At 70.3% G+C, this 21,669-nt stretch carries 19 protein-coding genes; 9 read left to right on the forward strand and 10 right to left on the reverse strand.

From position 1 onward, the window contains the following. Nucleotides 1–39: 39 nt before the first annotated feature. The 3 genes from ACQVFL_RS19590 to ACQVFL_RS19600 all read right to left on the reverse strand — a co-directional run bounded on the left by ACQVFL_RS19590 (nucleotide 40) and on the right by ACQVFL_RS19600 (nucleotide 3,387). A complete protein-coding gene (locus tag ACQVFL_RS19590; RefSeq protein ID WP_396697097.1) occupies nucleotides 40–705 on the reverse strand; it encodes a class F sortase in 666 nt (221 codons plus the stop codon). Nucleotides 706–718: 13 nt separating this feature from the next. Continuing rightward, the gene (locus tag ACQVFL_RS19595; RefSeq protein ID WP_431727253.1) at nucleotides 719–1,510 is read right to left on the reverse strand and encodes a hypothetical protein; all 792 of its coding nucleotides are present in this window, start codon (nucleotides 1,508–1,510) and stop codon (nucleotides 719–721) included. Between the two features lie 101 nt (nucleotides 1,511–1,611). Then, nucleotides 1,612–3,387: a serine/threonine-protein kinase gene (locus ACQVFL_RS19600; RefSeq protein ID WP_431729854.1), complete on the reverse strand. Its 1,776-nt coding sequence runs from the start codon at nucleotides 3,385–3,387 to the stop codon at nucleotides 1,612–1,614. 190 nt (nucleotides 3,388–3,577) lie between these two features. On the opposite strand from ACQVFL_RS19600, the gene sigK reads away from it, so the two are divergent. From sigK to ACQVFL_RS19635, 7 genes are all read left to right on the forward strand, one after another. Next, complete coding sequence (sigK, locus tag ACQVFL_RS19605; RefSeq protein WP_396697091.1) at nucleotides 3,578–4,198, forward strand: ECF RNA polymerase sigma factor SigK; 621 nt, start codon at nucleotides 3,578–3,580, stop codon at nucleotides 4,196–4,198. Continuing rightward, entirely contained in the window at nucleotides 4,195–4,929 is a 735-nt protein-coding gene (locus ACQVFL_RS19610; RefSeq protein WP_431727254.1) for an anti-sigma factor, read from the forward strand. Before sigK ends, ACQVFL_RS19610 begins: the two co-directional genes overlap by 4 nt. Before the next feature lie 132 nt (nucleotides 4,930–5,061). Beyond that, nucleotides 5,062–5,691, forward strand: a complete 630-nt coding sequence (locus ACQVFL_RS19615) for a fasciclin domain-containing protein (RefSeq protein ID WP_396697087.1) — start codon at nucleotides 5,062–5,064, stop codon at nucleotides 5,689–5,691. Nucleotides 5,692–5,693: 2 nt separating this feature from the next. Further along, nucleotides 5,694–7,280, forward strand: coding sequence for a molybdopterin-dependent oxidoreductase (locus ACQVFL_RS19620; protein ID WP_431727255.1), 1,587 nt, complete (start codon nucleotides 5,694–5,696; stop codon nucleotides 7,278–7,280). A 446-nt stretch (nucleotides 7,281–7,726) separates the two neighbouring features. Beyond that, nucleotides 7,727–8,749, forward strand: a complete 1,023-nt coding sequence (locus ACQVFL_RS19625; RefSeq protein WP_396697084.1) for a 3-oxoacyl-ACP synthase III — start codon at nucleotides 7,727–7,729, stop codon at nucleotides 8,747–8,749. A gap of 86 nt (nucleotides 8,750–8,835) precedes the next feature. Then, nucleotides 8,836–11,322 carry an alpha/beta fold hydrolase gene (locus ACQVFL_RS19630; protein ID WP_396697082.1) on the forward strand — a complete coding sequence of 829 codons (2,487 nt, stop codon included), beginning with the start codon at nucleotides 8,836–8,838 and terminating at the stop codon, nucleotides 11,320–11,322. Then, nucleotides 11,319–12,290, forward strand: a complete 972-nt coding sequence (locus ACQVFL_RS19635; protein WP_396697080.1) for an NAD-dependent epimerase/dehydratase family protein — start codon at nucleotides 11,319–11,321, stop codon at nucleotides 12,288–12,290. Before ACQVFL_RS19630 ends, ACQVFL_RS19635 begins: the two co-directional genes overlap by 4 nt. Nucleotides 12,291–12,370: 80 nt before the next feature. Here ACQVFL_RS19635 and ACQVFL_RS19640 read toward each other — a convergent pair whose 3' ends face one another. The 5 genes from ACQVFL_RS19640 to ACQVFL_RS19660 form a co-directional block, all read right to left on the reverse strand. Continuing rightward, nucleotides 12,371–12,940 (reverse strand): NADAR family protein, encoded by a 570-nt coding sequence (locus ACQVFL_RS19640; RefSeq protein ID WP_431727256.1) that lies wholly within the window; start codon nucleotides 12,938–12,940, stop codon nucleotides 12,371–12,373. A gap of 115 nt (nucleotides 12,941–13,055) precedes the next feature. Beyond that, nucleotides 13,056–15,281 (reverse strand): xanthine dehydrogenase family protein molybdopterin-binding subunit, encoded by a 2,226-nt coding sequence (locus tag ACQVFL_RS19645; protein ID WP_431727257.1) that lies wholly within the window; start codon nucleotides 15,279–15,281, stop codon nucleotides 13,056–13,058. Between the two features lie 8 nt (nucleotides 15,282–15,289). Next, the gene (locus ACQVFL_RS19650) at nucleotides 15,290–16,498 is read right to left on the reverse strand and encodes an XdhC family protein (protein ID WP_431727258.1); all 1,209 of its coding nucleotides are present in this window, start codon (nucleotides 16,496–16,498) and stop codon (nucleotides 15,290–15,292) included. 39 nt (nucleotides 16,499–16,537) lie between these two features. Further along, nucleotides 16,538–17,515: an FAD binding domain-containing protein gene (locus tag ACQVFL_RS19655; protein WP_431727259.1), complete on the reverse strand. Its 978-nt coding sequence runs from the start codon at nucleotides 17,513–17,515 to the stop codon at nucleotides 16,538–16,540. Next, on the reverse strand, nucleotides 17,515–17,976 hold the full coding sequence (locus tag ACQVFL_RS19660) for a (2Fe-2S)-binding protein (RefSeq protein ID WP_396697230.1): 462 nt from the start codon (nucleotides 17,974–17,976) through the stop codon (nucleotides 17,515–17,517). Before ACQVFL_RS19660 ends, ACQVFL_RS19655 begins: the two co-directional genes overlap by 1 nt. A gap of 486 nt (nucleotides 17,977–18,462) precedes the next feature. Here ACQVFL_RS19660 and ACQVFL_RS19665 point away from each other — a divergent pair, with 486 nt between their 5' ends. Beyond that, nucleotides 18,463–19,110, forward strand: a complete 648-nt coding sequence (locus ACQVFL_RS19665) for a class I SAM-dependent methyltransferase (protein WP_431727260.1) — start codon at nucleotides 18,463–18,465, stop codon at nucleotides 19,108–19,110. A gap of 138 nt (nucleotides 19,111–19,248) precedes the next feature. After that, nucleotides 19,249–19,455: a hypothetical protein gene (locus ACQVFL_RS19670; RefSeq protein WP_431727261.1), complete on the forward strand. Its 207-nt coding sequence runs from the start codon at nucleotides 19,249–19,251 to the stop codon at nucleotides 19,453–19,455. Between the two features lie 308 nt (nucleotides 19,456–19,763). Here the strand turns inward: ACQVFL_RS19670 and ACQVFL_RS19675 are convergent, their stop codons facing one another. Together ACQVFL_RS19675 and ACQVFL_RS19680 are read right to left on the reverse strand one after the other, a co-directional pair. Beyond that, nucleotides 19,764–20,978 (reverse strand): sensor histidine kinase, encoded by a 1,215-nt coding sequence (locus ACQVFL_RS19675; protein ID WP_431727262.1) that lies wholly within the window; start codon nucleotides 20,976–20,978, stop codon nucleotides 19,764–19,766. Beyond that, nucleotides 20,953–21,612 (reverse strand): response regulator transcription factor, encoded by a 660-nt coding sequence (locus ACQVFL_RS19680; RefSeq protein ID WP_396697067.1) that lies wholly within the window; start codon nucleotides 21,610–21,612, stop codon nucleotides 20,953–20,955. The genes ACQVFL_RS19675 and ACQVFL_RS19680 overlap by 26 nt, the downstream gene beginning before the upstream one ends. Between the last annotated feature and the right edge of the window lie 57 nt (nucleotides 21,613–21,669).

Below are 21,669 nucleotides of genomic sequence, written 5' to 3' on the forward strand. Positions count from 1 at the left end.
AAGCGGCCGGAGCACGGCGCGCGTCAGGGTCGGGGGTGGCTATGCGGGGTGTGCGCGGGTGAGTGTGGCGTAGACGATGATGTTGTCGCGGTAACTGTCGCGTTCGGTGTCGAACGGGCCGCCGCAGGTGATCAGCCGCAGTGCGGCGTGGTCCACGGGTCCGTAGACGGCTTCGGTGGGGAAGTCGTCCTTGGGGTGCCGTTGGTTCTTGGTGACGGTGAACGTGGCTCGGCTGCCGTCCTCGCGGTCGACGGTGAGGGTGGCGCCCGGCACGAGGTCTGCGAGGTCGTGGAAGCTGCCGTCGTGGCCTCTCCAGTCGACGTGGCCGGCGAGTACGGCGGGCCCGAGGGCGCCGGGAGTGGGTGCCCGGGTGTACCAGCCGACGTCGGTGGCGCTGTCGGGCACCTGCATGGTGCCGTCAGCTTGCAGGCCGAGCGGCACGGTCGGGGCGCTGACCTTCAGCGACGGGATGGACACCCGGGTTGGTGGTGAGCTGGGCATCAGTGGACCGGTGGTGAGTTCGTCGCGCTGACCGCCGGATGAGGCGGGGGTGTCGGCGGTCGGCGGCGGGACATCGGTGGATTGACCGCCGGAAGCGCAGGCGCCGGCGCCGAGGGCGGCGATCGCGGTGACGATGGCGGCGACCGCCGGAGACGTGCGTTTCCGGCGGCCACTGCCACGTGTCGCGGGTCGGGTGATGGTCATCGTGTCCGCCGGGTCAGCGCTGCCGGGCCAGGCGGCGACGCGTCACGGCCACGCCGGTCAGGCCGAGTAGCGCCATACCGCCGGCCGTGTACAGGCCGAGGGCTCCGGTGCTGAGGCCGGTGCTGCCGTCGCCGGTGGCGACGCCGCCGGCGGGCACGGAACCGGCGGCGGCCCCGCTGACCATGCCGCAGGTGGCCGGGTCGGTGGCCTCGGCCGGGATGCCGTCGACTCCGACCGATTTGGCGAAGGTCGACTCGCCGAGGGCCTCCATGTCGTACTTGCCGTTGCCGTTGGCGTCGATGCCGTGCTGCACGATGTGCAGGTCCTTGAGGTGCTCGATGGTCCCGGCGGGCAGATCCGCCGCCGGGATGGTGCGTTCGTAGGTCAGGTTGCCGTCGGCGTCGGCGGTGGGCATGCGGTCCACGGCCAGGCCGCTGGCCTTGGTCGTGTCTCCGGTGGTGGTGAGGGAGATGAAGATGTCTCCGTACATCTTCAGGCCCTCCTCGGTGCTGACGTACCCGTTGCCGTCGGCGTCGGCGGACTTGTCGGGGCAGTGGAAGTCCATGCCGTTGGCCGCGCCGTGGATGTGCTGCGCGTGTGGCGAGTTCGGTGTCATGCCCTGCGATCTGATCTGGACCTTCAGGTCGCCGCCGCTGGTGGCGGTCAGCGTCGCGGTGCCGGTGGCGCCGGTTTCGTTGAGGTCCAGCAGCTTCACCCGGACGCTTTCGTCGGCATACGCCGTCCCGGGGAAGGCGAGGATCATTGCCACCGTGGGCAGGGCGAGCAGGCTACGGGACAGTCTCACGGCAGATCTCCTATCAGGTGGTCCCGGAGGCGGCACCGGGATGTCGTCGGCGGGTATTCGATGCGACGCGAGGGTCGGATGGGTCCGATCCCGCCCAGCATTCACGCGGAGCGGCGGAAGCTGCCGGACAGGACGCGGTAGACGGATTCGCTGTCGGTCCAGGTGGCGTCGGGGGTTGTCCAGGTCAGTGCGTACGCCTGTCCTGGGTCGGTGCCGTTGACGAGCAGCCGGCGGGCGTGTTGCCGCTGGCCGTCGGGGCTGTCCCAGGTGTATTCCCACTCGGCGGCGCCGCCGGGCCGGATCAGCGGGCCGATGCTGATCTTCAGGTAGCCGGGCAGCGCGCCGGCCTCGGTCAGGCGGTCGGCCTCGGCGCTCCAGTGATCGCTCGGGATCGTCCGTCTCCGCACCGTGAGGTCCACGGCCAGCAGTCGGTCCTGGTGTGGATCCTGGAGGCAGACGACGTCACCGTCGGTGAAGCGGAGCCACCCTGGTGGCACCGCGATGCCGAAGCCCTCCTCGTCGGCGTGCCACGACCAGTCCGGCGGCACGGAACGGTCGCCGCGTGCGGACGCATCCTCGGACACCACGCGAGGTGGTTGCTGAGGTGGGGCCAGACACGCTGCCGCCGGGATCGTGCTCGCCGAGGTGCCGACCGGTGGCTGCCCGCCGCCGACGGGTGTGCCGCCGCCGGTTCCGGTGACGGCACCGTGGAAGCCGTCGAGGGTGCGCTGCGCACCGACCACGGCCAGGCCGCTACCCGCCGCCAGGGCCGCGACCGCGGCCACGAGGGTCATCGCGCTGCGCAGGCCCGTCCGACCGTCGGCCGTGGCGAGTGCTCGCAGCCGCGCCGCCGGTGTCCTTCGGTCGGCCGGAGTGTCGCTCGCGGGTGGCACCTGCGTCGTGTCGCCGGACCCGGTGTCGGCACCAAGTACCCGGGTGCGGTCGGCCGGCCACGTGGTGGGCAGGGTGCGGGTCGCGTCGTGGGCGGCGTCCGGCAGCCCCCGCTGGCGGCCAGGGTCACCGGCGGGTGCGACGCCTCTCGCGTGCGGGTACGACGGCGCCACCATCGGCCCAGTGATCTTCCGCAACCTGCGGGTCACCTCGGCGGCACTCATCCGCTGGCGTACGTCCCGTTCGAGTAGTCCCTCGATGACCCGCGCAAGCGGTCCGGCCCGCTGCATCCGGTCCGGCGGATCGGTGGCCAGCGCCATCAGCGTCTGCACCAGCCCGGATCGGCTGTAGGGCGGGCGGCCCTCCACGGCGGCGTACAGGGTCGCTCCGAGCGCCCACAGGTCCGCCCCCGGCGAGGAGACGCCGTCGCGGACCCGCTCCGGTGCCACGTACTGCGGCGAGGTGGTGATCCCCCACGACTGGCTGACCGCCGCCTCGCCCTCGATCACCGCGGACCCGAAGCCTCCCAGCAGGGCCCGCCCGTCGCGGGCGATGAGCACGTTGCGGGGGGTGACGTCGCGGTGCAGCACCCCCGCCCGATGCGCGGCGCCCAACGCCCCCACCAACTCGACGCCGATCCGCGCCACGGCGTCGACCGGCAGCGGCCCGTCGTCGGTGAGCACCCGATGCAGGGATCGTGAGGGTACGTGCTGCATCACGATCCACGGCCGGTCCTCGACCGTGATCACGTCGTAGACCCACACCACGTTCGGGTGCACCAACTGGGCCGCCGCCTGCGCCTCCCGCAGGGTCCGCTCCCGCAGCTCCGCACCCTCCCGCTCGGTCAGCCCGACGCGGAACAGCACCTCCTTGACCGCGACGTCGCGGTCCAACAACTCGTCCCGGGCCAGCCACAACCGGCCCGCGACACCCCGGCTGATGCATCGGATCAGCCGGTACCGCCCGATAAGCTGCGCATCCTCCATCACGAGACGTCTTCGTAGCCGGTGGCCAGCCGGATGGGTGTCGAGGTCACGTCGAGCCCATCAGGAAGAATGTGGCGGAGAGTGACCCTGCCGCGACCGATGGTGCGGCATGTGGTGGCGACCCATCCGATCGGGCATGCCGCCTCGAACAAGACGGGAGCGGTATGCGCGCACGGAGAGGGGACAGACGATGGCGGAATCGGGCCCTGAACGGGTTCGGCGATGGCGACCGGTGTCGGTGACTCCGCCACAAGCCCCGAGCGTGGAAGACCTGCTGCGACAGGTCGGGCGAGGCGACGAGACGGCCTTCGCCCACTTGTTCGACGCGGTGGCGGGCAGAGTTCTCGGCCTGGCCCGCCGCATCCTGCGCGACCCGCAGCTCGCCGAGGAGGTCGCGCAGGAGGTCATGGTGCAGGTGTGGCGTACCGCAGCCCGCTTCGACGCCGAACGGGGATCCGGGCTGGCCTGGGTGTTGACGCTGACGCACCGGCGGGCGGTGGACCGGGTCCGTTCGGAGCAGGCGCTGGCCGACCGGACGCAGCGCGTCGCGGCGACCGACGTGGAGGTGCCACACGACCAGGTGGCCGAGGCGGTCAGCGCCCGGCTGGACCGGGAACAGGTCCGCCGGTGCCTGGGGCGGTTGACCGACCTGCAGCGCGAGGCGGTGACGCTGGCCTACTACGGCGGCTACACCTACCGGGAGGTCGCGGAGCGGCTGGACACACCACTACCCACGGTGAAGACACGCATGCGGGACGGACTGATCCGGATGCGCGACTGCCTCGGCGTCACGATGGGAGAGCGGGCATGAACAGCGACATCCACACCCTCGCCGGCGCGTACGCCCTCGATGCCGTCGACGAGGTGGAACGGGCCGGGTTCGAGCGGCACCTCAGCGAATGCGACACCTGCCGCCTGGAGGTGGCCGAACTGCGGGAGACCGCCGCCCGACTCGCCGACGACACACCCGACGGCACGGCGCTGCCCGCAGGACTCAGAGAGCGGACCCTGGCGCAGGTGGCCCGGACTCCGCAGGAACGCGTCACCGCCGTCGAGAGCCGCCGCACCGCGTCGACGCCGCGATGGCGGCAGTGGGTCGCCGCCGCCTCGATTGCCGCCGTCGCAGCGACCGGCGCGAGCATCGTCACCTGGACGGTCGTCGACGACCGCGATCGGCAGGAGCAGCCGGTCGACGACCGTACCCGCCAGATCGCCGAGGTGGTCGCTGCCGGCGACGCGCGTGTCCACCAGGAGGCCATCGACGGCGGCGGCAGCGCCACCGTGGTGTCGTCCGCGCAGCGGGACCAGGCAGTTGCCGTGCTGCGGGAGCTACCCGATCCGGGTGCCGGCCGGGCCTATCAACTGTGGCTGATCCCGTCGGCCGGAGCACCGCGTGAGGTCGGCCTGCTCCCCGCCGGAAGCACGGCCACGACCACCCTCGTCGGCCCGCTGACCGACGTCGCGGCGTTCGGCGTGTCCAACGAGCCCGCATCCGGCTCGCCCGCACCGACAGACGTCGTCGTCCAGGTGGCGCTGCGGTGATCGGGGCGGCACTGGCCTGAGACACCGTGGACGAGCCGGCAGAAAGAAATTGGCGTTCGGCGGCCATCCGCTCGGCGTCGGGCTCCGAAGCACCGGTGAACGCACCACCAACCCCGGATGTGAGGAGCTCATATGTCTCGGCGTACGTTCGTCGCCGTCGGCGCGATCGCCGTTCTTGCCCTGTCCGCCTGCGGTGACGGCGACAGCGGTACCGACACCGCCGACACCGGCACCGCCCCGAGCATGTCGGCCAGTGCCCCCATGGCGTCACCGTCGGCGGCGGCGGCGCAGTTCGGTCCCGGCTGCGCCGCCGTGCCCACCGACACGGCGAACCCGGGCAGCTTCGAGGCCATGGCCAAGGTGCCGGTCGCGACCGCCGCCTCGGGTAACCCTCTGTTGTCGACGCTGGTGACCGCAGTGGACAAGGCCAACCTGGTCGACTCGCTCAACAGTGCGCAGGGCATCACGGTGTTCGCGCCGACCAACGACGCGTTCGGCAAGATCCCCAAGGCCGACCTGGACAAGGTCCTCGCCGACGACGCGACCCTGAAGGACGTGCTGACGTACCACGTGGTGGAAGGTCAGTTGTCCCCGGACACCATCGCCGGCACACACGAGACCATGCAGGGCGGAGAGATCACGGTGACCGGCAGCGGCACCTCGTTCACCGTCAACGACACCTCGACGGTGGTCTGCGGCAACGTCTCCACCGCCAACGCCACCGTGTACATCGTCGACACCGTCCTGATGCCGACGAGCTGACGATGTCCACACAGACCGGGCCCCGACCGGTGGACCGCCGGTCGGGGCCGCGCCCCAGACCCCACCGGTGGCATCCCCGCGCCGTCCTGGTCGGCGTGCTGGCCGCCGCCGTCGCACTGGGCGTCGCCCGGCTGGCCGCCGCGTTCCTCGGCCCGGCCTCCGATCCGGTGCTGGCCGTCGGCGCCACCGCCATCGACACCGCCCCCCAACCCGTCAAGGCCTGGGCGATCCGCACCTTCGGCACCGCCGACAAGCTCGTCCTTCTGACTGGTGTCTACACCGTGCTGACCGCCGCGGCGGCGGCGATCGGGGTGGCGGCGTTCCAGAGGCGCCGCTACGGCCTGCTCGGACTGGCCGCGTTCACCGGCATCGGCGTCACCGCGATCCTCACCCGCCCCACCGCCACCGCACTGGACACCCTGCCGACACTCGGCGGCGCGGCCGTCGCCGCCGCCGCGATGCTGTTGCTGCTCCGCACCGCCACGACCAGTTCCCCCGGCACCGTCGGACGACCCCGGCTGCTCAACCGCCGTCAGTTCCTCGCCACAGCCGCCGGCACCACCGCGACCGCGGCCGGCGCGGCCACCGCCGGGACGACGCTCGCCGCCCGCAACGCCGCCGGCAGCCGCTCCCGCGCCACCGTCGTCCTTCCCGCACCGATCCAGCCCGCGGCGAGGCTGCCCGCCGACACGTCCGCCGGGGTGAACGGCGTGGCACCGTTCATCACCGCGAACCGGGACTTCTATCGCGTCGACACCGCCCTCGCCGTCCCGCAAGTCGACGTCGACCGCTGGCGGTTGACCCTGGACGGCGCCGTCGATCGGCCTCGGACGTGGCGTTTCGACGAGCTGCTGGCCCGGGGACTGATGGAACGTGACTTGACCCTCAACTGCGTCTCCAACGAGGTCGGTGGTCCCTACATCGGTACCGCCCGCTGGAGCGGAGTGCCGCTGGCTCCCCTGCTCCGGGAGGCCGGCATCCGACCCGGCCAGGACCAACTCGTCAGCCGGTCCGTCGACGGCATGACCATCGGCACCCCACTCGTGGCGATCCTCGACGGCCGCGACGCCATGCTCGCCGTCGCCATGAACGGCGAACCTCTCCCCCTGGAGAACGGATTCCCGGTACGCATGCTCGTCCCCGGCCTCTACGGCTATGTCGGCGCCTGCAAGTGGCTCACCGCGATGACCGTCACCACGTTCGACGCCTTCGACACGTACTGGGTCGAACGCGGCTGGGCACACGACGCACCGGTCAAGACCGCCTCCCGCATCGACACCCCCAAACCCTTCGCCCGACGCCCCGCCGGACCGGTCATGATCGCCGGGGTCGCCTGGGCCCAACGTCGCGGCATCACCGCCGTGCAGGTGCAGGTCGACGACGGGCCGTGGCAGGCCGCACGCCTCGCCGCAGGACCGTCACCGGACCTGTGGCGGCAATGGGCGTACCGCTGGCCAGCCACACCCGGTAGTCACACCATCCGCGTCCGCGCATCCGACAGCACCGGCGCCACCCAGCCGGAGCGACGCAGGACGCCATACCCCGACGGCGCCACAGGCTGGCACAGCATCAGCGTCACCATCACCTGAAACCCGCCGACCCGCTTACCGAGTTCCCGGGCACCGTCAACAGAATGGGCGCGAGCTACCGCAGTCGTTCATGCGCGGTCTTCCACGGCCCGTAACGCTGCGGCAGGTCCCGCCACGGGGCCTTCGGCGGCGTGCACCGGGCCGATGTCGGCGGACGCCGCTCGGTCGATCCGCTGTTGGGGGACGCCCACACCCGCTGCCCCCGCCACAACACCGGCCGGTGCGCGCCAAACTGCCGCGAGATCCTCGACGACGGGCGCAATGGCCGGACGCAGCGCGTGCACCTGCGGGTCGCAGTCGCCCCTCGCGGGCGAACGGGCGGACCGCGTCCTGTCGACGGTGCGCGGCGGTGAGTGACGTTCGCCGCGATGCCGACTGACCGTTGGTGCGCGGGGGGCCGAGTGGATAGCTTCGAGCCCTCAGGGTGAGCGACGGGCGGAGGCTGGATGACGCATGGCAACGCTGAGTATCGCTACGCGAACACGGCGATACTGTCGGTTACGGCTTTGGAGGCGCCGGTCATCGTCACCTCTGATCAGTTCGATGAGCAGCTGAGCGAGACCTTCCGGCGGCTGAGACTGCGCCCAGGGATGCTTCAGCGGATCGCCGGGGTGCAGGAGCGGCGCTGGTGGCCGGAGGGCTACGGATTCGCCGAGGCGGCGGCGACAGCCGGGGCCAAGGCGCTGTCCGAGGCGGGTGTCGACGCGCGTGACGTCGGCCTGTTGATCAACACGTCGGTGTCCCGCGCACATCTGGAGCCATCGACGGCGGTCTCGATCCATCACGCTCTGGACCTGCCGCCGTCGGCCTTGAACTTCGACATCGCCAACGCCTGCCTCGGATTCGTCAACGGGATCCAGGTCGCTGCCAACATGATCGACGCCGGGCAGATCCGGTACGCGCTGGTCGTGGCCGGCGAGAGTTCCCGCGAGGCCCAACAGGTGACCATCGAGCGGTTACGGAGATCCGACTCCACCCGCGACGACGTCCGGGAGCAGTTCGCCACGTTGACCCTCGGTTCGGGCGCGGCCGCGATGGTGTTGGCCGCCGCTGGCAGCCATCAACAGGAGCACCGGCTGATCGGCGGTGTGAGCAGGGCTGCCACCCAGCATCACGAGCTGTGCGTCGGGGACAACACGCGGATGCGCACCGATGCGAAGGGGCTCCTCGACGCGGGTGTGGACCTCGCGGAGGCGACCTGGGCACATGCCGGGTCGTGGGACTGGCAGGACATGGACCTCTACGTCATGCATCAGGTTTCGGCAGCCCACACGCATGGCGTCGTCAGGCGGCTCGGCCTTGACCCGCGGCGGGTCCCGGCGACGTTCCCGCTGTGGGGAAACGTCGGCCCGGCGTCGCTACCGATGACCCTGGCCCACCACGCCGGATCGCTCCACTCCGGTGACCGGGTGCTGTGCATGGGGGTCGGCTCCGGCCTGAACACGTGCGCGCTGGAGGTCGTGTGGTGAGCAGTCGACGGGCAGCGCCGCCGCTCGGGTTACCCGGTCTGGACAGTGCCTGGTCCCGGTGGGTCACTGCGACGGACAGTCAGGGCGTGCAGCGCACCTGGCATGTCCTGGACACCGCCGCTACGGACTCGGGTAGCGAGATCCCGCCCATCGGCACGCTGCTGTGCGTGCACGGCAATCCCACCTGGTCATACCTGTGGCGGCACCTGCTGGCCCGGTTCCAACGGGCTGACGCTCCGTCATGGCGGGTGGTCGCCGTGGACCACCTGGACATGGGGTTCTCGGAGCGGACTGGCACCGTACGCGGGCTGGCGCAGCGGATCGACGACCTCACCACGGTCACCGACGCGCTCGGCATCACCGGGCCGGTCGTCACAGTCGGGCACGACTGGGGCGGGTCCATCTCGTTGGGTTGGGCGCTGCGTCACCGTGATCAGCTACGTGGTGTCGTGCTGACCAACACCGCGGTGCACCAGCCGAGTGGGTCGCCGGCGCCCGCCCTGATTCGCCTGGCCCGGCTGCCCGGCGTGTTGCCGGCGGTGACCGTGCGGACGCAGACGTTCCTGCAGGCCACCCTCGCATTGGCGAACCCGTGGCTGCCGAAGCCTGTCCGAGAGGGCTATCTCGCTCCGTACCGCGGGGTGGAGCGACGGGCGGCGATCGGCGGCTTCGTCGCGGACATCCCACTCGGTCCCGAGCACCCGAGCTGGCGGGCACTGCAAGGAGTCGCGCAGCGTCTGCACACGCTGGCGGGGATACCGACACTGCTGCTGTGGGGACCACGCGACCCGGTCTTCGGCGAGGTGCACCTGCGCGACCTGCGCGACCGGCTGCCGCATGCACAGGTACACCGATTCGAAGGCGCGGGTCACCTGCTCACCGAGGACGCCGATGTCGCCGGTGCGGTCGTGCAGTGGCTGGGCGACCTGGACCGCCGGCCTGCCGAGCCGATCGCGACGCCGGAACCGGCGGTGCCGTGCCGCCCGCTGTGGGCGGCACTGGCAGAGCGTGCCGAGGACCGGTCGGTCGCTCTGGTCGAGCTGGCGAACAACGGCCGGCAGATAAGCTGGTCCTTGCTGTGGCGACGCATTCGGGAGATCGCGGCCGGGTTGTCCGCCTCCGGCGTGCGTCGCGGCGATCGGGTGGCACTGCTCGTACCGCCCGGCGCCGATCTGACCGCCGCCGTCTACGCGTGCCTTCGCATCGGTGCGGTGATCGTGGTGGCCGATCCGGGGCTGGGACTGGGCGGCATGAGCCGAGCGCTGCGCAGCGCGGACCCCTCGCACCTCGTGGCCGTCGGCCCCGGACTCGCTCTCGCCCGCGCCCTGCGCTGGCCCGGAAGGCCACTCGGGGCCGGACCTGGCGCCGCCGTGCTGGGCGCGCTCACCCTGGGCAAGCTCGCCCGCCTCGGTGCCGATGTCCGGGACCTGCCGGCCGCGCCAGAGCCGGACGACGACGCGGCCGTGCTGTTCACGTCCGGTTCTACCGGGCCGGCGAAGGGTGTGGTCTACACCCACCGCCAGCTTGCCGCGATGCGTGACGCGCTGTTCGGCCTTGGCGTGAACGCCGACGCCGGAATCGTGGCGGCTTTCGCGCCGTTCGCACTCTTCGGGCCGGCTCTCGGTGCCCCGTCGGCGATTCCGGACATGAGGGTCACCGCCCCACGGACGTTGACCGCCGCCGCTCTGGCCGAGGCGGTGGCCGCAGTCGACGCGACGGCGGTGTTCGCCTCACCGGCCGCGCTACGCAACGTGGTCGACACCGGCGACGTGGTGGACGATCGCCAGCGCGCCGCGTTGGAGGAGGTGACGTTGCTGCTGAGCGCGGGCGCGCCGGTGCCCGCCGCGCTGCTCACACAGATGCGGGCCTTGATGCCCAAGGCCCAGCCGCACACGCCCTACGGGATGACCGAGGTCCTCCCGGTCACCGACATCACCCTGGACGAGATCGTCGATGCCGAGCCGGGTGACGGTGTGTGCGTCGGCCGGCCGTTGCCGGGCGTTCAGGTGGCGATCGCGGCCCTGGACTCGACCGGTACGCCTTCCGAGCACGCCGGTTGCGCTCCTGGGCTGACCGGCGAGATCCTCGTCAGGGCCGGGCATGTGAAGGATCGGTACGACGGGCTCTGGCTGACCGAGCGGGACAGCTCCCGCAATCCCGGCTGGCACCGCACGGGCGACGTGGGCTACCTGGATCCCGAAGGCCGGCTGTGGGTGCAGGGTCGGCTGGCCCACATCCTGCTCACCTCCGACGGCGTGCTCGCCCCGGTCGGGATCGAGCAGCAGGTCGAATCGGTGCCGCAGATCGCGCGGGCCGCAGTGGTCGGTGTGGGGCCGCCCGGTGTGGCGAAGGTCGTGGTCATCGCCGAGACCCTGCCCGGGACCCGCCATGCCCGACTGGCGAGCCGGGAACTGACCGACGCGGTACGTGCCGCGGCCGTGCCGCCGGTCGCGGCCGTGTTGGTGGTCCCGTCCCTGCCCACCGACATCCGCCACAACTCGAAGATCGACCGCACGCGGCTACGGGGCTGGGCGGAACGAGTGCTCGCCGGCGGAAGGGTCACCGGGCTGTGAGAATCCTGGTCACCGGTGCCAGCGGCATGCTCGGCGGCACCACTGCCACCGCGTTGCGGATGCGCGGCGACGAGGTGCGCGTCCTGCAACGTCGACCCAGCGGCCTGGTCGGGGTCGACGAGCGCTGCGGCGACATCACCGATCCAGAGGCCGTACGGGCGGCCACGGAGGGGGTCGACGCCGTGGTCCACCTGGCCGCGAAGGTGTCGATGACCGGCCCGTGGCGACAGTTCGAGCACATCAACATCAGTGGTACCGCCACCGTGCTCGCCGCCGCCCGGGCAGCCGGAGTGACGCGATTCGTGTACGTGTCCTCGCCGTCGGTCGCTCATCATGGCACTGGTCTGGTCGGCGTCGACGCCGGCGCAGCCGACCCCGAGCGGGCCCGGGGAAACTACGCCCGCAGCAAGGCCTCGGCGGAATTGCTCGCGCTGGCCGCCGACTCGCCCGACTTCGCCGTGGTCGCGGTCCGCCCCCACCTGGTCTGGGGACCGGGTGACACCCAGTTGGTGGGCCGCATCGTCGAGCGGGCCCGGGCCGGCCGGCTGGCGCTGGTCGGTCAGGGAACCGCAATGATCGACACGACGTACGTGGACAACGCCGTCGACGCCCTCGTCGCCGCACTCGACCGGGTGCCCGAGGCGGACGTACACGGGCGGGCCTTCGTCGTGACCAACGGCGAGCCACGGACGGTGCACGAACTCGTCGAGCGGATCTGCGTCGCCGCCGGGACGACGCCACCGAGACTTCGGGTGCCGGTGGCGGCAGCCAAGGCCGGCGGCTCCGCAGTGGAGTGGCTGTGGTCGGCGCTTGGGCGCACCGACGAACCGCCCATGACCCGGTTTCTGGCCGAGCAGTTGTCCACCGCACACTGGTTCGACCAACGCCGGACCCGCGAGGCACTGCGCTGGTCACCGCAGGTGACGCTCGATGAAGGCTTCGTTCGGCTGGCTGCGGCGTACCGGTAGGTTTCCTCCCTCGGGGCCACCAACGGGCCTTGGGTGCGGCATCTCGTCGCCGCTCTGGCCGGGACGACGGCGGTCGACGATTACCGCCGCGACTCCTCGTGGAGGGCGTCGCGCACGTGCATGAGCGCGAACCCGAGCAGGTTGAGGCCCTGCCACCGGGCAGGATCGGCGGCGGCAGGGTCGTCTCGAGTCAGCCCGATGCCCCAGATCCGGTCCACCGGGCTGGTCTCGACGAGCACCCGTCGTCCGGTTGCGAGCAGGAATGTGCGCAGTGCTGCGTGCTGCCGGAACTTGGCCAGGTTGCCGGCTACCACGATGTCGAAGCGGTGCTCGTCCCAGGTCCGTTGATCGAAGCCGGCGACCCGGCCGCCGAGCGACTTGGCCGCGTGCGGGTGCGGCGCGGCGAGTACCCGCTCGGCTATCCCCTCATCACCGAACAAGGTGGCCTTGCGCCACATCATGTAGTGCTCAGCGGTCGCGAATGCGATCCCGTCGACGGTGAAAGGCGATGGCCACCACTGGCTCAGGCATCCAGCGCCGACGCGGCCGTCGCGCTCCGGCTGGTGCCCCCAGAAGAACAGCAGCCTGCTCCGCTCTCCCCGCGCGTACGCAGTGACCAGATCCGTGACGCTACGACCTGACGCCAGCATGATCACGAGTGTGCCCGACAAGGCCCCCAGCCCACCACACGTTTGTCCGCAGCGAGGCCAAAGCTTGATCCGTATCGTTCTGCAATGGCGCCTCGCTTTGGGTTTCCTGAGTGCCTCACAGCAGCTTGTCGAGGGTGATGGGCAGACTGCGGATCCGCTTGCCGGTGGCGTTGTAGATCGCGTTGCCCACAGCGGCTGCGGAGCCGACGGTGCCGAGCTCGCCGAGACCCCGAGCGCCAAGGTGGTTGATGACGGGGTCGGGACGGTCGAGAAAGTGGACGTCGATGGCGGGGATGTCGGCGTTGACGGGGACCATGTAGTCCGCCAGGTTGCTGCCGGCCAACCGCCCGGTGTCGAGTTCGAGCGGGTTGTCCTCCAGCAGCGCGTGACCGATGCCGAAGATGACGCCTCCGACGAGCTGACTCCGGGCGGCCTGGGCGTTCACGATCCGGCCCGCGTCCACCACCGTGGTGAAGCGGGTGACGCGGGGCTCCCCGGTGTACCTGTTGACTCTGACCTCACAGAAGTGCGCGCCGAAGCTGTGGTACATGTACTCGGTCGCTTCCGAGCCGGGCTGAACCGTCGAGGTTGCCTCGACGCTTCGACGACCGACCGTCCGCAGCAGACGCTCGAAGGGCATCGAACGGCCCCTCCCCCGCAGTTGGCCCTTCTCGTACGCCAGTTCCTCGCTGTTCGCACCGTGCCACGGTGACCGCGGATCCGTGACAGCGACCTGTACGAGTTCGGCGACCGCAGCGTGGACGGCGGCTTCGACCGCCGGCACGGTACTGGCGGTGGCCATGGAACCCACAGCCGGTGCCCCCTGGGGCAGGGCGGTGTCACCCAGTTCGGGCTTGACCCGACGCAGCGGGATGCCCAGCTCGTGGGCTCCGGTGATCGCCAGCAGAGTCGTCGCGCCGGTGCCCAGATCAGCGGTTGCGGAGGAGACCAGGGCGGTGCCGTCGTCGAGCAGCCGGACCCGGGCCTGGACGGGATCCGGGATCCGGCGTCCCGGGTAGATGGCCGTGGCCATCCCCATCCCGACCAGCCACTGCCCGTCGACCCGGCTGCCCGGCCTGGCGCGTCGGGCCGACCAGCCGAATCGGCGGGCGCCGACGCGGTAACAGTCGTCGAGATGTTTGCTCGACCAACGTGCGCCCGTGCCGGGCACGGTGGTGGCGTAGTTGCGCAGCCGTAGCTCGACCGGGTCGATGCCGGTGGCGACGGCGAGTTCGTCCATCGCGGTCTCCAGCGCGAAGGCGCCCGGAGCCTCGTTGGGTGCCCGCATGGCGCAGGTGGGGGGCACGTCGAGCAGGACCTGCCGCTCGTCGAAATGCAGGTTCGGAGTCTTGTACAGCACGGCCGAGGTCTCGATGGCCGGCCGCATCGACCAGTAGCCGACGAACGGCATCACGGCGTCGCTGGCGTGACTCACCACGTTGAGCACGCCGTCCCGGGAGGCGCCCAGCTTGACGGTCTGGTCGACCGCACTGCGGTGGCCGATCACGGTGAAGACCTGCTCCCGGGGCAGGACCAGCCGGACCGGACGGTTCAGCTCACGGGCCGCGGCCGCGGCCAGGGGGACGTCGTACCACGGAATCACGCGACTGCCGAACCCACCGCCGACGTACGGGGTGATCACCCGCACCCCGGTCGGCGGGATGCCGAGTCGGATAGCTGCCCCCAAGGCGGCGATGTGAGGCAACTGAGCGCCGCTGTACAACGTCAACTGGGTGTGGTCGCTGTTCCACTCGGCGAGAACGGCATGGGGCTCCATCGGGACGGCATGCTGCGTCGGCTGATGGAAGGACGCCTCCACCACGACGTCACTGGCGGCGAACGCCGCCTCGATCGAGGCGACACCCGGAGCGAGGACGGTGGCGCTCGCCGGGGGTTGGCCGGGCGCCACGGCGGCCGGTACGCGAGGCTCGTCGGCGAGCGACGTACGGGGCTGCTGCTCGTCGTAGGTTGTCGTGATCAGCCCTGCGGCCTCCCGCGCCTGCCAGGAGGTCTCGGCGACGACCATGCCGATGATCTGCCCCCGGAACCGCACTCGGGTGTCCTGCAGGGGCGCGTAGTTCTCCCCGGCGCCGGGCACCGGCTGGAGCCCGAGTTTGTGGAACGGACTGTAGACGCCGATGACGCCCGGCGCGTTCTGCGCCGCGACGGTGTCCATCGCGGAGATCGAACCCCGCGCGATGGTGCTGACGACCAGGTGGGCGTGCGCCACCTTCGCGCGAGGCTCCGAGGCCGGATAGTCGGCCGAGTACCGGGCGGTGCCGGTGACTTTCGCCCGGCCGTCGACGCGATCGATGTCGCGCCCGAGTGGGGAGACGGTCATCGTGACTCCTAGGTGTGGGAAGAGGACCGTGGCCGGGTGATGCCAGCGCTGTGGCCGAGGTGGTCCGCCGTCCAGGCCGGCGGGACGGTGGAGGGTGAGCGGTCGGCGCGACGGTGGATGGGCACCCCGGTGCGTAGCGGCACGCCGGTGCCGCCGTGGCGGTGGGCGACGATCTCCGCCGCGATCGACAGTGCCGTCTCCTGTGGAGTACGGGCGCCGATGTCGAGCCCGATCGGCGAGTGCAGACGGTCGAGTTCCTGGTCGGTCAGGCCGGCCTCGCGCAGCCGCGCCCGGCGTTGCTCGTGGGTGCGCCGTGATCCCATCGCCCCCACGTAGCCGACCGGCAGTCGCAGGGCCGCGGTGAGCAACGGTACGTCGACCTTCGGGTCGTGGGTCAGTACGCAGATGACCGTGTTGCCGTCGAGGCGCTGTGCCCGTAGATAGCGGTGCGGCCAGTCGACGACGACCTCGTCGGCGTACGGGAATCGGTCGGGTGTGGCGAACGTGGCGCGCGCGTCGCAAACGGTCACCCGGTAGTCGAGGAAGGTGCCCAGGCGGGCCAGTGCCGCCGCATGGTCGATCGCTCCGAAGATGAGCATCCGTGGTGCGGGGGTGGTGCATTCGACCAACAGGGTCATCGACTCCTGGCAGTAGCCGTCGGCCACCCCGATGTCCACGGTGCGGCTCGTTCCGGCGTGCAGGACACCGGTCGCGTGGGCGGCGGCTATCTCGTCGAGCCGTTCGTCGCCGAGGGTTCCCTCGCGATCACGGACGGGGCGCACCACGATGACCCGTCCGAGATGGGTGTCCGGGCCGCAGACTACGGTGGCGACGGCGACCGGCTCGTCTTGGGCCGCGTCGACGTACGCCGCTTCCAGAGCGCTCTCGATGCTCGGGTCGTGGTGGCGCAGGAACAGCTCGATCGTTCCGCCGCAGGTGAGGCCGACGCCGATGGCGTCGTCGTCGGTGTAACCGAACCGCAGGGTCTTCGGGTCGTGATCCCCGAGCAGCATGTCCTGGCAGGCCTGGTAGACGGCGGAGTCGACGCAGCCACCGGAGACGTTGCCCAGCACGGTTCCGTCCGCGTCGACGACCAGTGACGCGCCGGGCTGGCGGGGTGCGCTGCCGTCCACACGGGTGACGGTGGCGGTCACGAAGGGTGTCCGGCTGCGGAACCGTTCGAGGAGTTCGGTGGCGAGTTCAAGCATGAGCACCATCGCCGCACGCCGGTGCCGTCGAAGCCTTGGGCTGGTTGTTCATCGGCGCTCCGCCAGATCGGTGAGGGCTCGGACCAGCGTCCGTCGCAGCAGCGCGGGCTTGAACGCGTTGTGCGTCAGCGGTCGGGCGCCGTCCGCGGCGGTGCGTACCGCGGCCTCGAAGACGTCGGCGGTGGCCCGCCGACCGGCCAGGGCGCTCTCGACCGTCGGCAGCCGCCAGGGTCTGGTGCCGACCCCGCCGACGGCGATCCGGGCCTGCCTGATGGTGCGGCCACGCCACTCGATGGCGACGGCCGCGGAGGTGAGGGCGAACTCGTACGACTGCCGGTCTCGGATCTTCAGGTAGACCGAGTTCGGTGCCCACATGGAACGCGCAACGGTGATGCCGGTGACGAGTTCACCCGGTCGCAGCACGTTCTCGACGTGAGGAGTGTCGCCGGGCAGGGCGTAGAACCTGTCGAGTGGCACTGTACGAGTGCCCTGCTCAGTGGCCAGATGCACGTCGGTGCCGAGTGCCACCAGCGCGACAGCCAGATCGCTGGGATGCGTCGCCACGCAGGCGTCGCTGGTGCCGAGGATCGCATGCGTGCGGTTGATCCCGGCCAGCGCCGAGCAGCCGCTGCCGGGATTCCGCTTGTTGCAGCCGGTGCTCACGTCACGGAAGTAACCGCACCGGGTGCGCTGCAACAGGTTCCCGCCGATGCTCGCCATGTTGCGGAGCTGAGCGGAGGCGCTCAACTCCAACGCCCGAGCGATCATCGGATAGTCCCGACGCACGTTACGGTCAGCGGCGACATCGCTCATCCGCTCCAGCGCACCGATGTGCAGCCCGTCCCGGTCGAGTTTGATGCCCCGCAGCGGCAACCGGTTGATGTCCACGACCCGAGTCGGCGCCATCACCTCGAGCTTCATCAGGTCCACCAGGGTCGTGCCGCCAGCCAGGAAGGCCGTGTCCGTGCCGGCGTTCGCGAGGGCCTCGCGAACAGCGCGCGGCTGGGTGAACGTGTAGGGCCGCATCAGCGCATCACCCTCTGCGCGTCCCGGATCGCGTCCACGATCGACGGATAGCAACTGCACCGACAGATGTTGCCCGACATGCGCTCGCGGATCTCCTCGTCGGAGCGCGCATGGCCCTCCTGGACCATGCCGACCGCCGACATGATCTGCCCCGGCGTGCAGAAGCCGCACTGTAGGCCGTCGCGCTCGATGAACGCCTGCTGCATGGGGTGCAGCAGATCGCCCCGGGCCAGACCCTCGATCGTGGTGACCTCACGCTCATGGACCGTGGCCGCCAGCGTCAGACAGGACAGCACCCGCCGGCCGTCGACGTGCACAGTGCAGGCCCCGCACTGACCACGGTCGCACCCCTTCTTCGTACCGGTGAGCCCCAACTCCTCCCGCAACGTGTCGAGCAGCGTGAGTCGCGGGTCGACCCGTACCGAGACCGGCCTGCCGTTGACCTCGGCCTGGACGGTCACGAGATCCGCGTTCGCCACCTCGGCTGCCGGCGCGGCCTGCGCCCCTCCTTCCAGCAGCGGTATCGCCACCGCCGCCACGACACCGCCACCCAGAACACTTCGCCGGGACACACCCGACCGGCACTCGCCATCGTCGTCGCTTGAATTCATCGGACCTCCCCGGATAGACGTCGGGTGGGACGTACTCCCTCACCCTGACGACCGCAGGTGATGGCAACCAGGGTCTGTCGATCCCAGGCTGGGACGACAGGTCTCGCCACGCGGGGTCTCATCGCGCGTCGGTGTCGTACCCGGCGGCCACGTCACCGCCCTGCACCACGGCGTTGGCGGAGCCTCTGCCGATCCCCGGATCAGCAGAGCCTGGATGACCTTTCGGTGATGCCCGATTCTCAGTAGCGCGCGCCGTACCAGCGGATCCGCATCCGCTGATCGACGACGGCCGTTTCCGCGACCGCGTGCAGCGCGGTGGGACAGGAGATCTGAACTGTGTCGTTCTTCCTTGAGTTCGTGCGTAACCCCATGACGGTCGGCGCCGTCCTACCGAGCGGGTCGGCATTGGGGAAGGCAGCCACGGCAGCAGTGCCGCTGACCGGCTGTCCCACCGTCCTCGAACTCGGCCCTGGTACCGGCGCGTTCACCCGGACCATCCAGCAGCGCCTGGCCGGCTCTGGCCGGCATATCGCCGTCGAGGTCAACCCTCGGTTCGCCCGACAGTTGGCCGCCCTCTACCCGGCGGTCGACGTCGCGATCGCGGATGCCATCTCGCTCCGGGAAGTGCTCACGCAGCGCAGCGTCGACCAGGTCGACGTCGTCGTCAGTGGTCTCCCCTGGGCGGCGTTCGACGAGAAGTCCCAGCACGACGTTCTGTCAGAGGTGCTCGCGGTCATGCATCCGGGTGCGGTCTTCACCACCTTCGCCTATGTCCACGCCCGGTGGGCTCCACCGGCCCTGCGGATGCTGCGATCACTGCGATCTCGATTCGAGGAGGTCGTCGTCGGCCGCACGGTCTGGGCCAACGTGCCGCCGGCGATGGTCTACTACTGCCGACGCCCGATCGGGCCGGACGAGAATGGCCGGCGACCCATGATCGCGGTGAGGGCGAAGCGCCAGGCCGAGATGCAGGCCCCGGTGTGAGAGGGGTGTCAGGATGTTCGGTTGGAAGAAGAAGCTCAACGATCTGGTGGCGCAGCTCAGGCCCGACCTGAGTCGGGAATCGCTCGGTGTCGGGCCCGACTTCCCGGGCATCGCACCGAACCCGCTCCTGAGCTCGACGTGGAAACCGCTGACGGCGTCTCGTTCCGCGGGATCGCAGACGAAGACCTGACGATCACCGAGCTGACCCGACTCGCCCCAGGGCAGACGTTGCCCGTGCGCTACCGGCCGGCCGTCATGGACCACTATGTCGCCCTCGCCCGGGACGCGGACCCCGCCCACGTGCAGCAGCTCGCTGACGAGATCGCGAGCCGCAAGCGGACCTGATCTCTGCCTCGGCGCCGATCAACATAAGGGCGTGGCCAGTAGTTCGGCCAAGGTCATGCCGAGTTCGGCACGGATTCCTGCGGCGGCCGCTTCCGCGTCCTCCGTCACGATCACCTTGTGCACGAGCGCCTTGGACTGCGGCGGGTCGTCACTTCCGTAGGCGCCAGCCGCGACGTGCCGTAGCTACGCCTCGATCTCATCCGTGCGCCAGCGGGGCTGGTGCGTGTCCGTCGGGACGGCTACCACCGAATCCGGTGAGTTGCAGCCGGCTATCGGCATCGGACGGACCGGCTTGCAGTGAATCGTGGTCACGAAGACGGTCTGTCGCGGTCCGGGTCGGATGTGGCTGGCAGCTCCACCCGCACGGTGAGTCCGCCTTCGGCGTTCGGTGCGAGCACCAGGTCGCCGCTGTGAGCCTCGACAGCCGCCCGAGCGATGGCGAGGCCGAGGCCGTGACCGCTACCCCGCGTCAAGGAGCGCCCCGTGCCGCGGGTGAAGGGCTCGGTGAGCATGGGCGTATCGGCCGGCGACAGAACGGTGCCGCTGTTGATGATGGTCAGGGAGGCGTGCTTCTCCGTCGACGAGAGAGTCAACGACACTCGCCCGCCTTCATGGTTGTGTTGGATCGCGTTGCGTATGAGATTCGATGCGGCCTGTCGTACGAGGACGCGGCTCCCCCACGCCACGGCTTGTCCATCCGGGCCGGTGATCTCGACTCCGGCGCGGGCGGCATCCTCGCGCAGGTCGGCCACGATCTCCGACGCGACCGCACGGAGGTCGACGGCCTCTGGCAGGACGGTTGCGTGTTCTGCCGTCGCGAGATCCAGCAGCGCATCGACGGTCTCGATACTGCTCTGATTCACCTCGCCGATGCGAGCGATCACGGTGCGGAGATCGTCGACGTCAGGCGCCGGCCCGGACAGAACGACATCGATCATCGTCTTGATCGTCGCCAGCGGACTCTGCAATTCGTGGGAGGCGTTGGCGGTGAATCGGCGCTGGGCCGCGAAGGAACGTTCGAGTGAGGCGAGCATCTGGTCGAACGTGTCCGCCAGATTCTGAATCTCGTCCGGCGGACCGCTGAGTCCGACACGATGATCGAGTGATCCTTCTGTCGCGCGTCGTGCGGCGTCTCCGATTTCGCTGAGCGGCTTGACGATGCGTCGGGCGATCAGCCATCCGACGATGCCGCCGATCACCGCCATCACGAGGAGCGCGAGGACCGACGCGATGAGGAGGTTGTCGAGGAAGTCGTCGGCGGTGGCGACGGCAATCCCGCTGGTCGGCTGGGAAGCACCGGTGGGCCCTTGCTCGGGAAGAGTCGGGGCACGGTCGTTGACGATGTGGTAGCTCGGCACGAACCTCATGTACAGGTACACGAGCGTGATCAGTACGGCGCCGGAGCCGGTGATGAGTCCGGCGTAGCTGAGGGTGAGGCGGGTTCGGAGGGTGAGCCGCCGCCCGGCCCCGTTGCGAACGGTCTTCCTACCACGCATGTCAGTCGCCGAATCGATAGCCGGCACCGGGGACAGTCTGAATGATCCAGGGGCGGCCGAGCCGCTTGCGGAGGTTGGAGATGGTGACGCGGATGGTGTTGGTGAATGGATCTGCGTTGGCGTCCCACGCCTTCTCCAGCAGAGTCTCCGCACTCAGCACGCCGCCCTGGGCGGCCATCAGGAGGTGCAGGACGGCGAACTCCTTCGGGGAGAGGCGAACCAGGCGTCCGTTGCGGTAGACCTCTCGCCGAAACGGGTCGAGCCGCACCCCGTGCGCTTCGAGGACGGGCGGGCGCGCCGGCTCGGTCCGACGTTCCAGAGCCCGGATGCGCACGACGAGTTCGGGGAACTCGAACGGTTTGGAGAGATAGTCGTCTGCGCCGGTCTCGAACCCTGTCACACGTTCATCAAGGGTCCGGGCCGCAGTGAGCATCAGGACCCGCACGCGGGGATGATCTGCGGCGATGACCCTGCAGACTTCGTCGCCGTGGATGCCGGGAAGGTCTCGGTCCAAGACCACCAGATCGTACCCGTTCCCGGCGATCAGTTCGAGTGCTTCCTCGCCCGTCGAAGCGAGGTCGACGGCCATCGCCTCCCGCCGCAGACCGGTCTGGACGGCATCGGCCATGTACGGATCGTCCTCGACGATCAGGACGCGCACGTGTGCTCCTCTCGTCGCCGACCTGCCGTCCAGGGAAGCACACCGAGCGTTGAGAAA

The organism is Verrucosispora sp. TAA-831 (assembly GCF_050780145.1).
Taxonomy (GTDB): domain Bacteria; phylum Actinomycetota; class Actinomycetes; order Mycobacteriales; family Micromonosporaceae; genus Micromonospora.

What these genes read in the sequence shown, in the direction of transcription:
- ACQVFL_RS19590 (WP_396697097.1), bottom strand. Translation starts at nt 705, where the DNA reads ATGACCATCACCCGACCCGCGACACGTGGCAGTGGCCGCCGGAAACGC.
- ACQVFL_RS19600 (WP_431729854.1), bottom strand. Translation starts at nt 3,387, where the DNA reads ATGGAGGATGCGCAGCTTATCGGGCGGTACCGGCTGATCCGATGCATC.
- sigK (WP_396697091.1), top strand. Translation starts at nt 3,578, where the DNA reads ATGGCGGAATCGGGCCCTGAACGGGTTCGGCGATGGCGACCGGTGTCG.
- ACQVFL_RS19610 (WP_431727254.1), top strand. Translation starts at nt 4,195, where the DNA reads ATGAACAGCGACATCCACACCCTCGCCGGCGCGTACGCCCTCGATGCC.
- ACQVFL_RS19615 (WP_396697087.1), top strand. Translation starts at nt 5,062, where the DNA reads ATGTCTCGGCGTACGTTCGTCGCCGTCGGCGCGATCGCCGTTCTTGCC.
- ACQVFL_RS19620 (WP_431727255.1), top strand. Translation starts at nt 5,694, where the DNA reads ATGTCCACACAGACCGGGCCCCGACCGGTGGACCGCCGGTCGGGGCCG.
- ACQVFL_RS19625 (WP_396697084.1), top strand. Translation starts at nt 7,727, where the DNA reads ATGACGCATGGCAACGCTGAGTATCGCTACGCGAACACGGCGATACTG.
- ACQVFL_RS19640 (WP_431727256.1), bottom strand. Translation starts at nt 12,940, where the DNA reads ATGCTGGCGTCAGGTCGTAGCGTCACGGATCTGGTCACTGCGTACGCG.
- ACQVFL_RS19645 (WP_431727257.1), bottom strand. Translation starts at nt 15,281, where the DNA reads ATGACCGTCTCCCCACTCGGGCGCGACATCGATCGCGTCGACGGCCGG.
- ACQVFL_RS19650 (WP_431727258.1), bottom strand. Translation starts at nt 16,498, where the DNA reads ATGGTGCTCATGCTTGAACTCGCCACCGAACTCCTCGAACGGTTCCGC.
- ACQVFL_RS19655 (WP_431727259.1), bottom strand. Translation starts at nt 17,515, where the DNA reads ATGCGGCCCTACACGTTCACCCAGCCGCGCGCTGTTCGCGAGGCCCTC.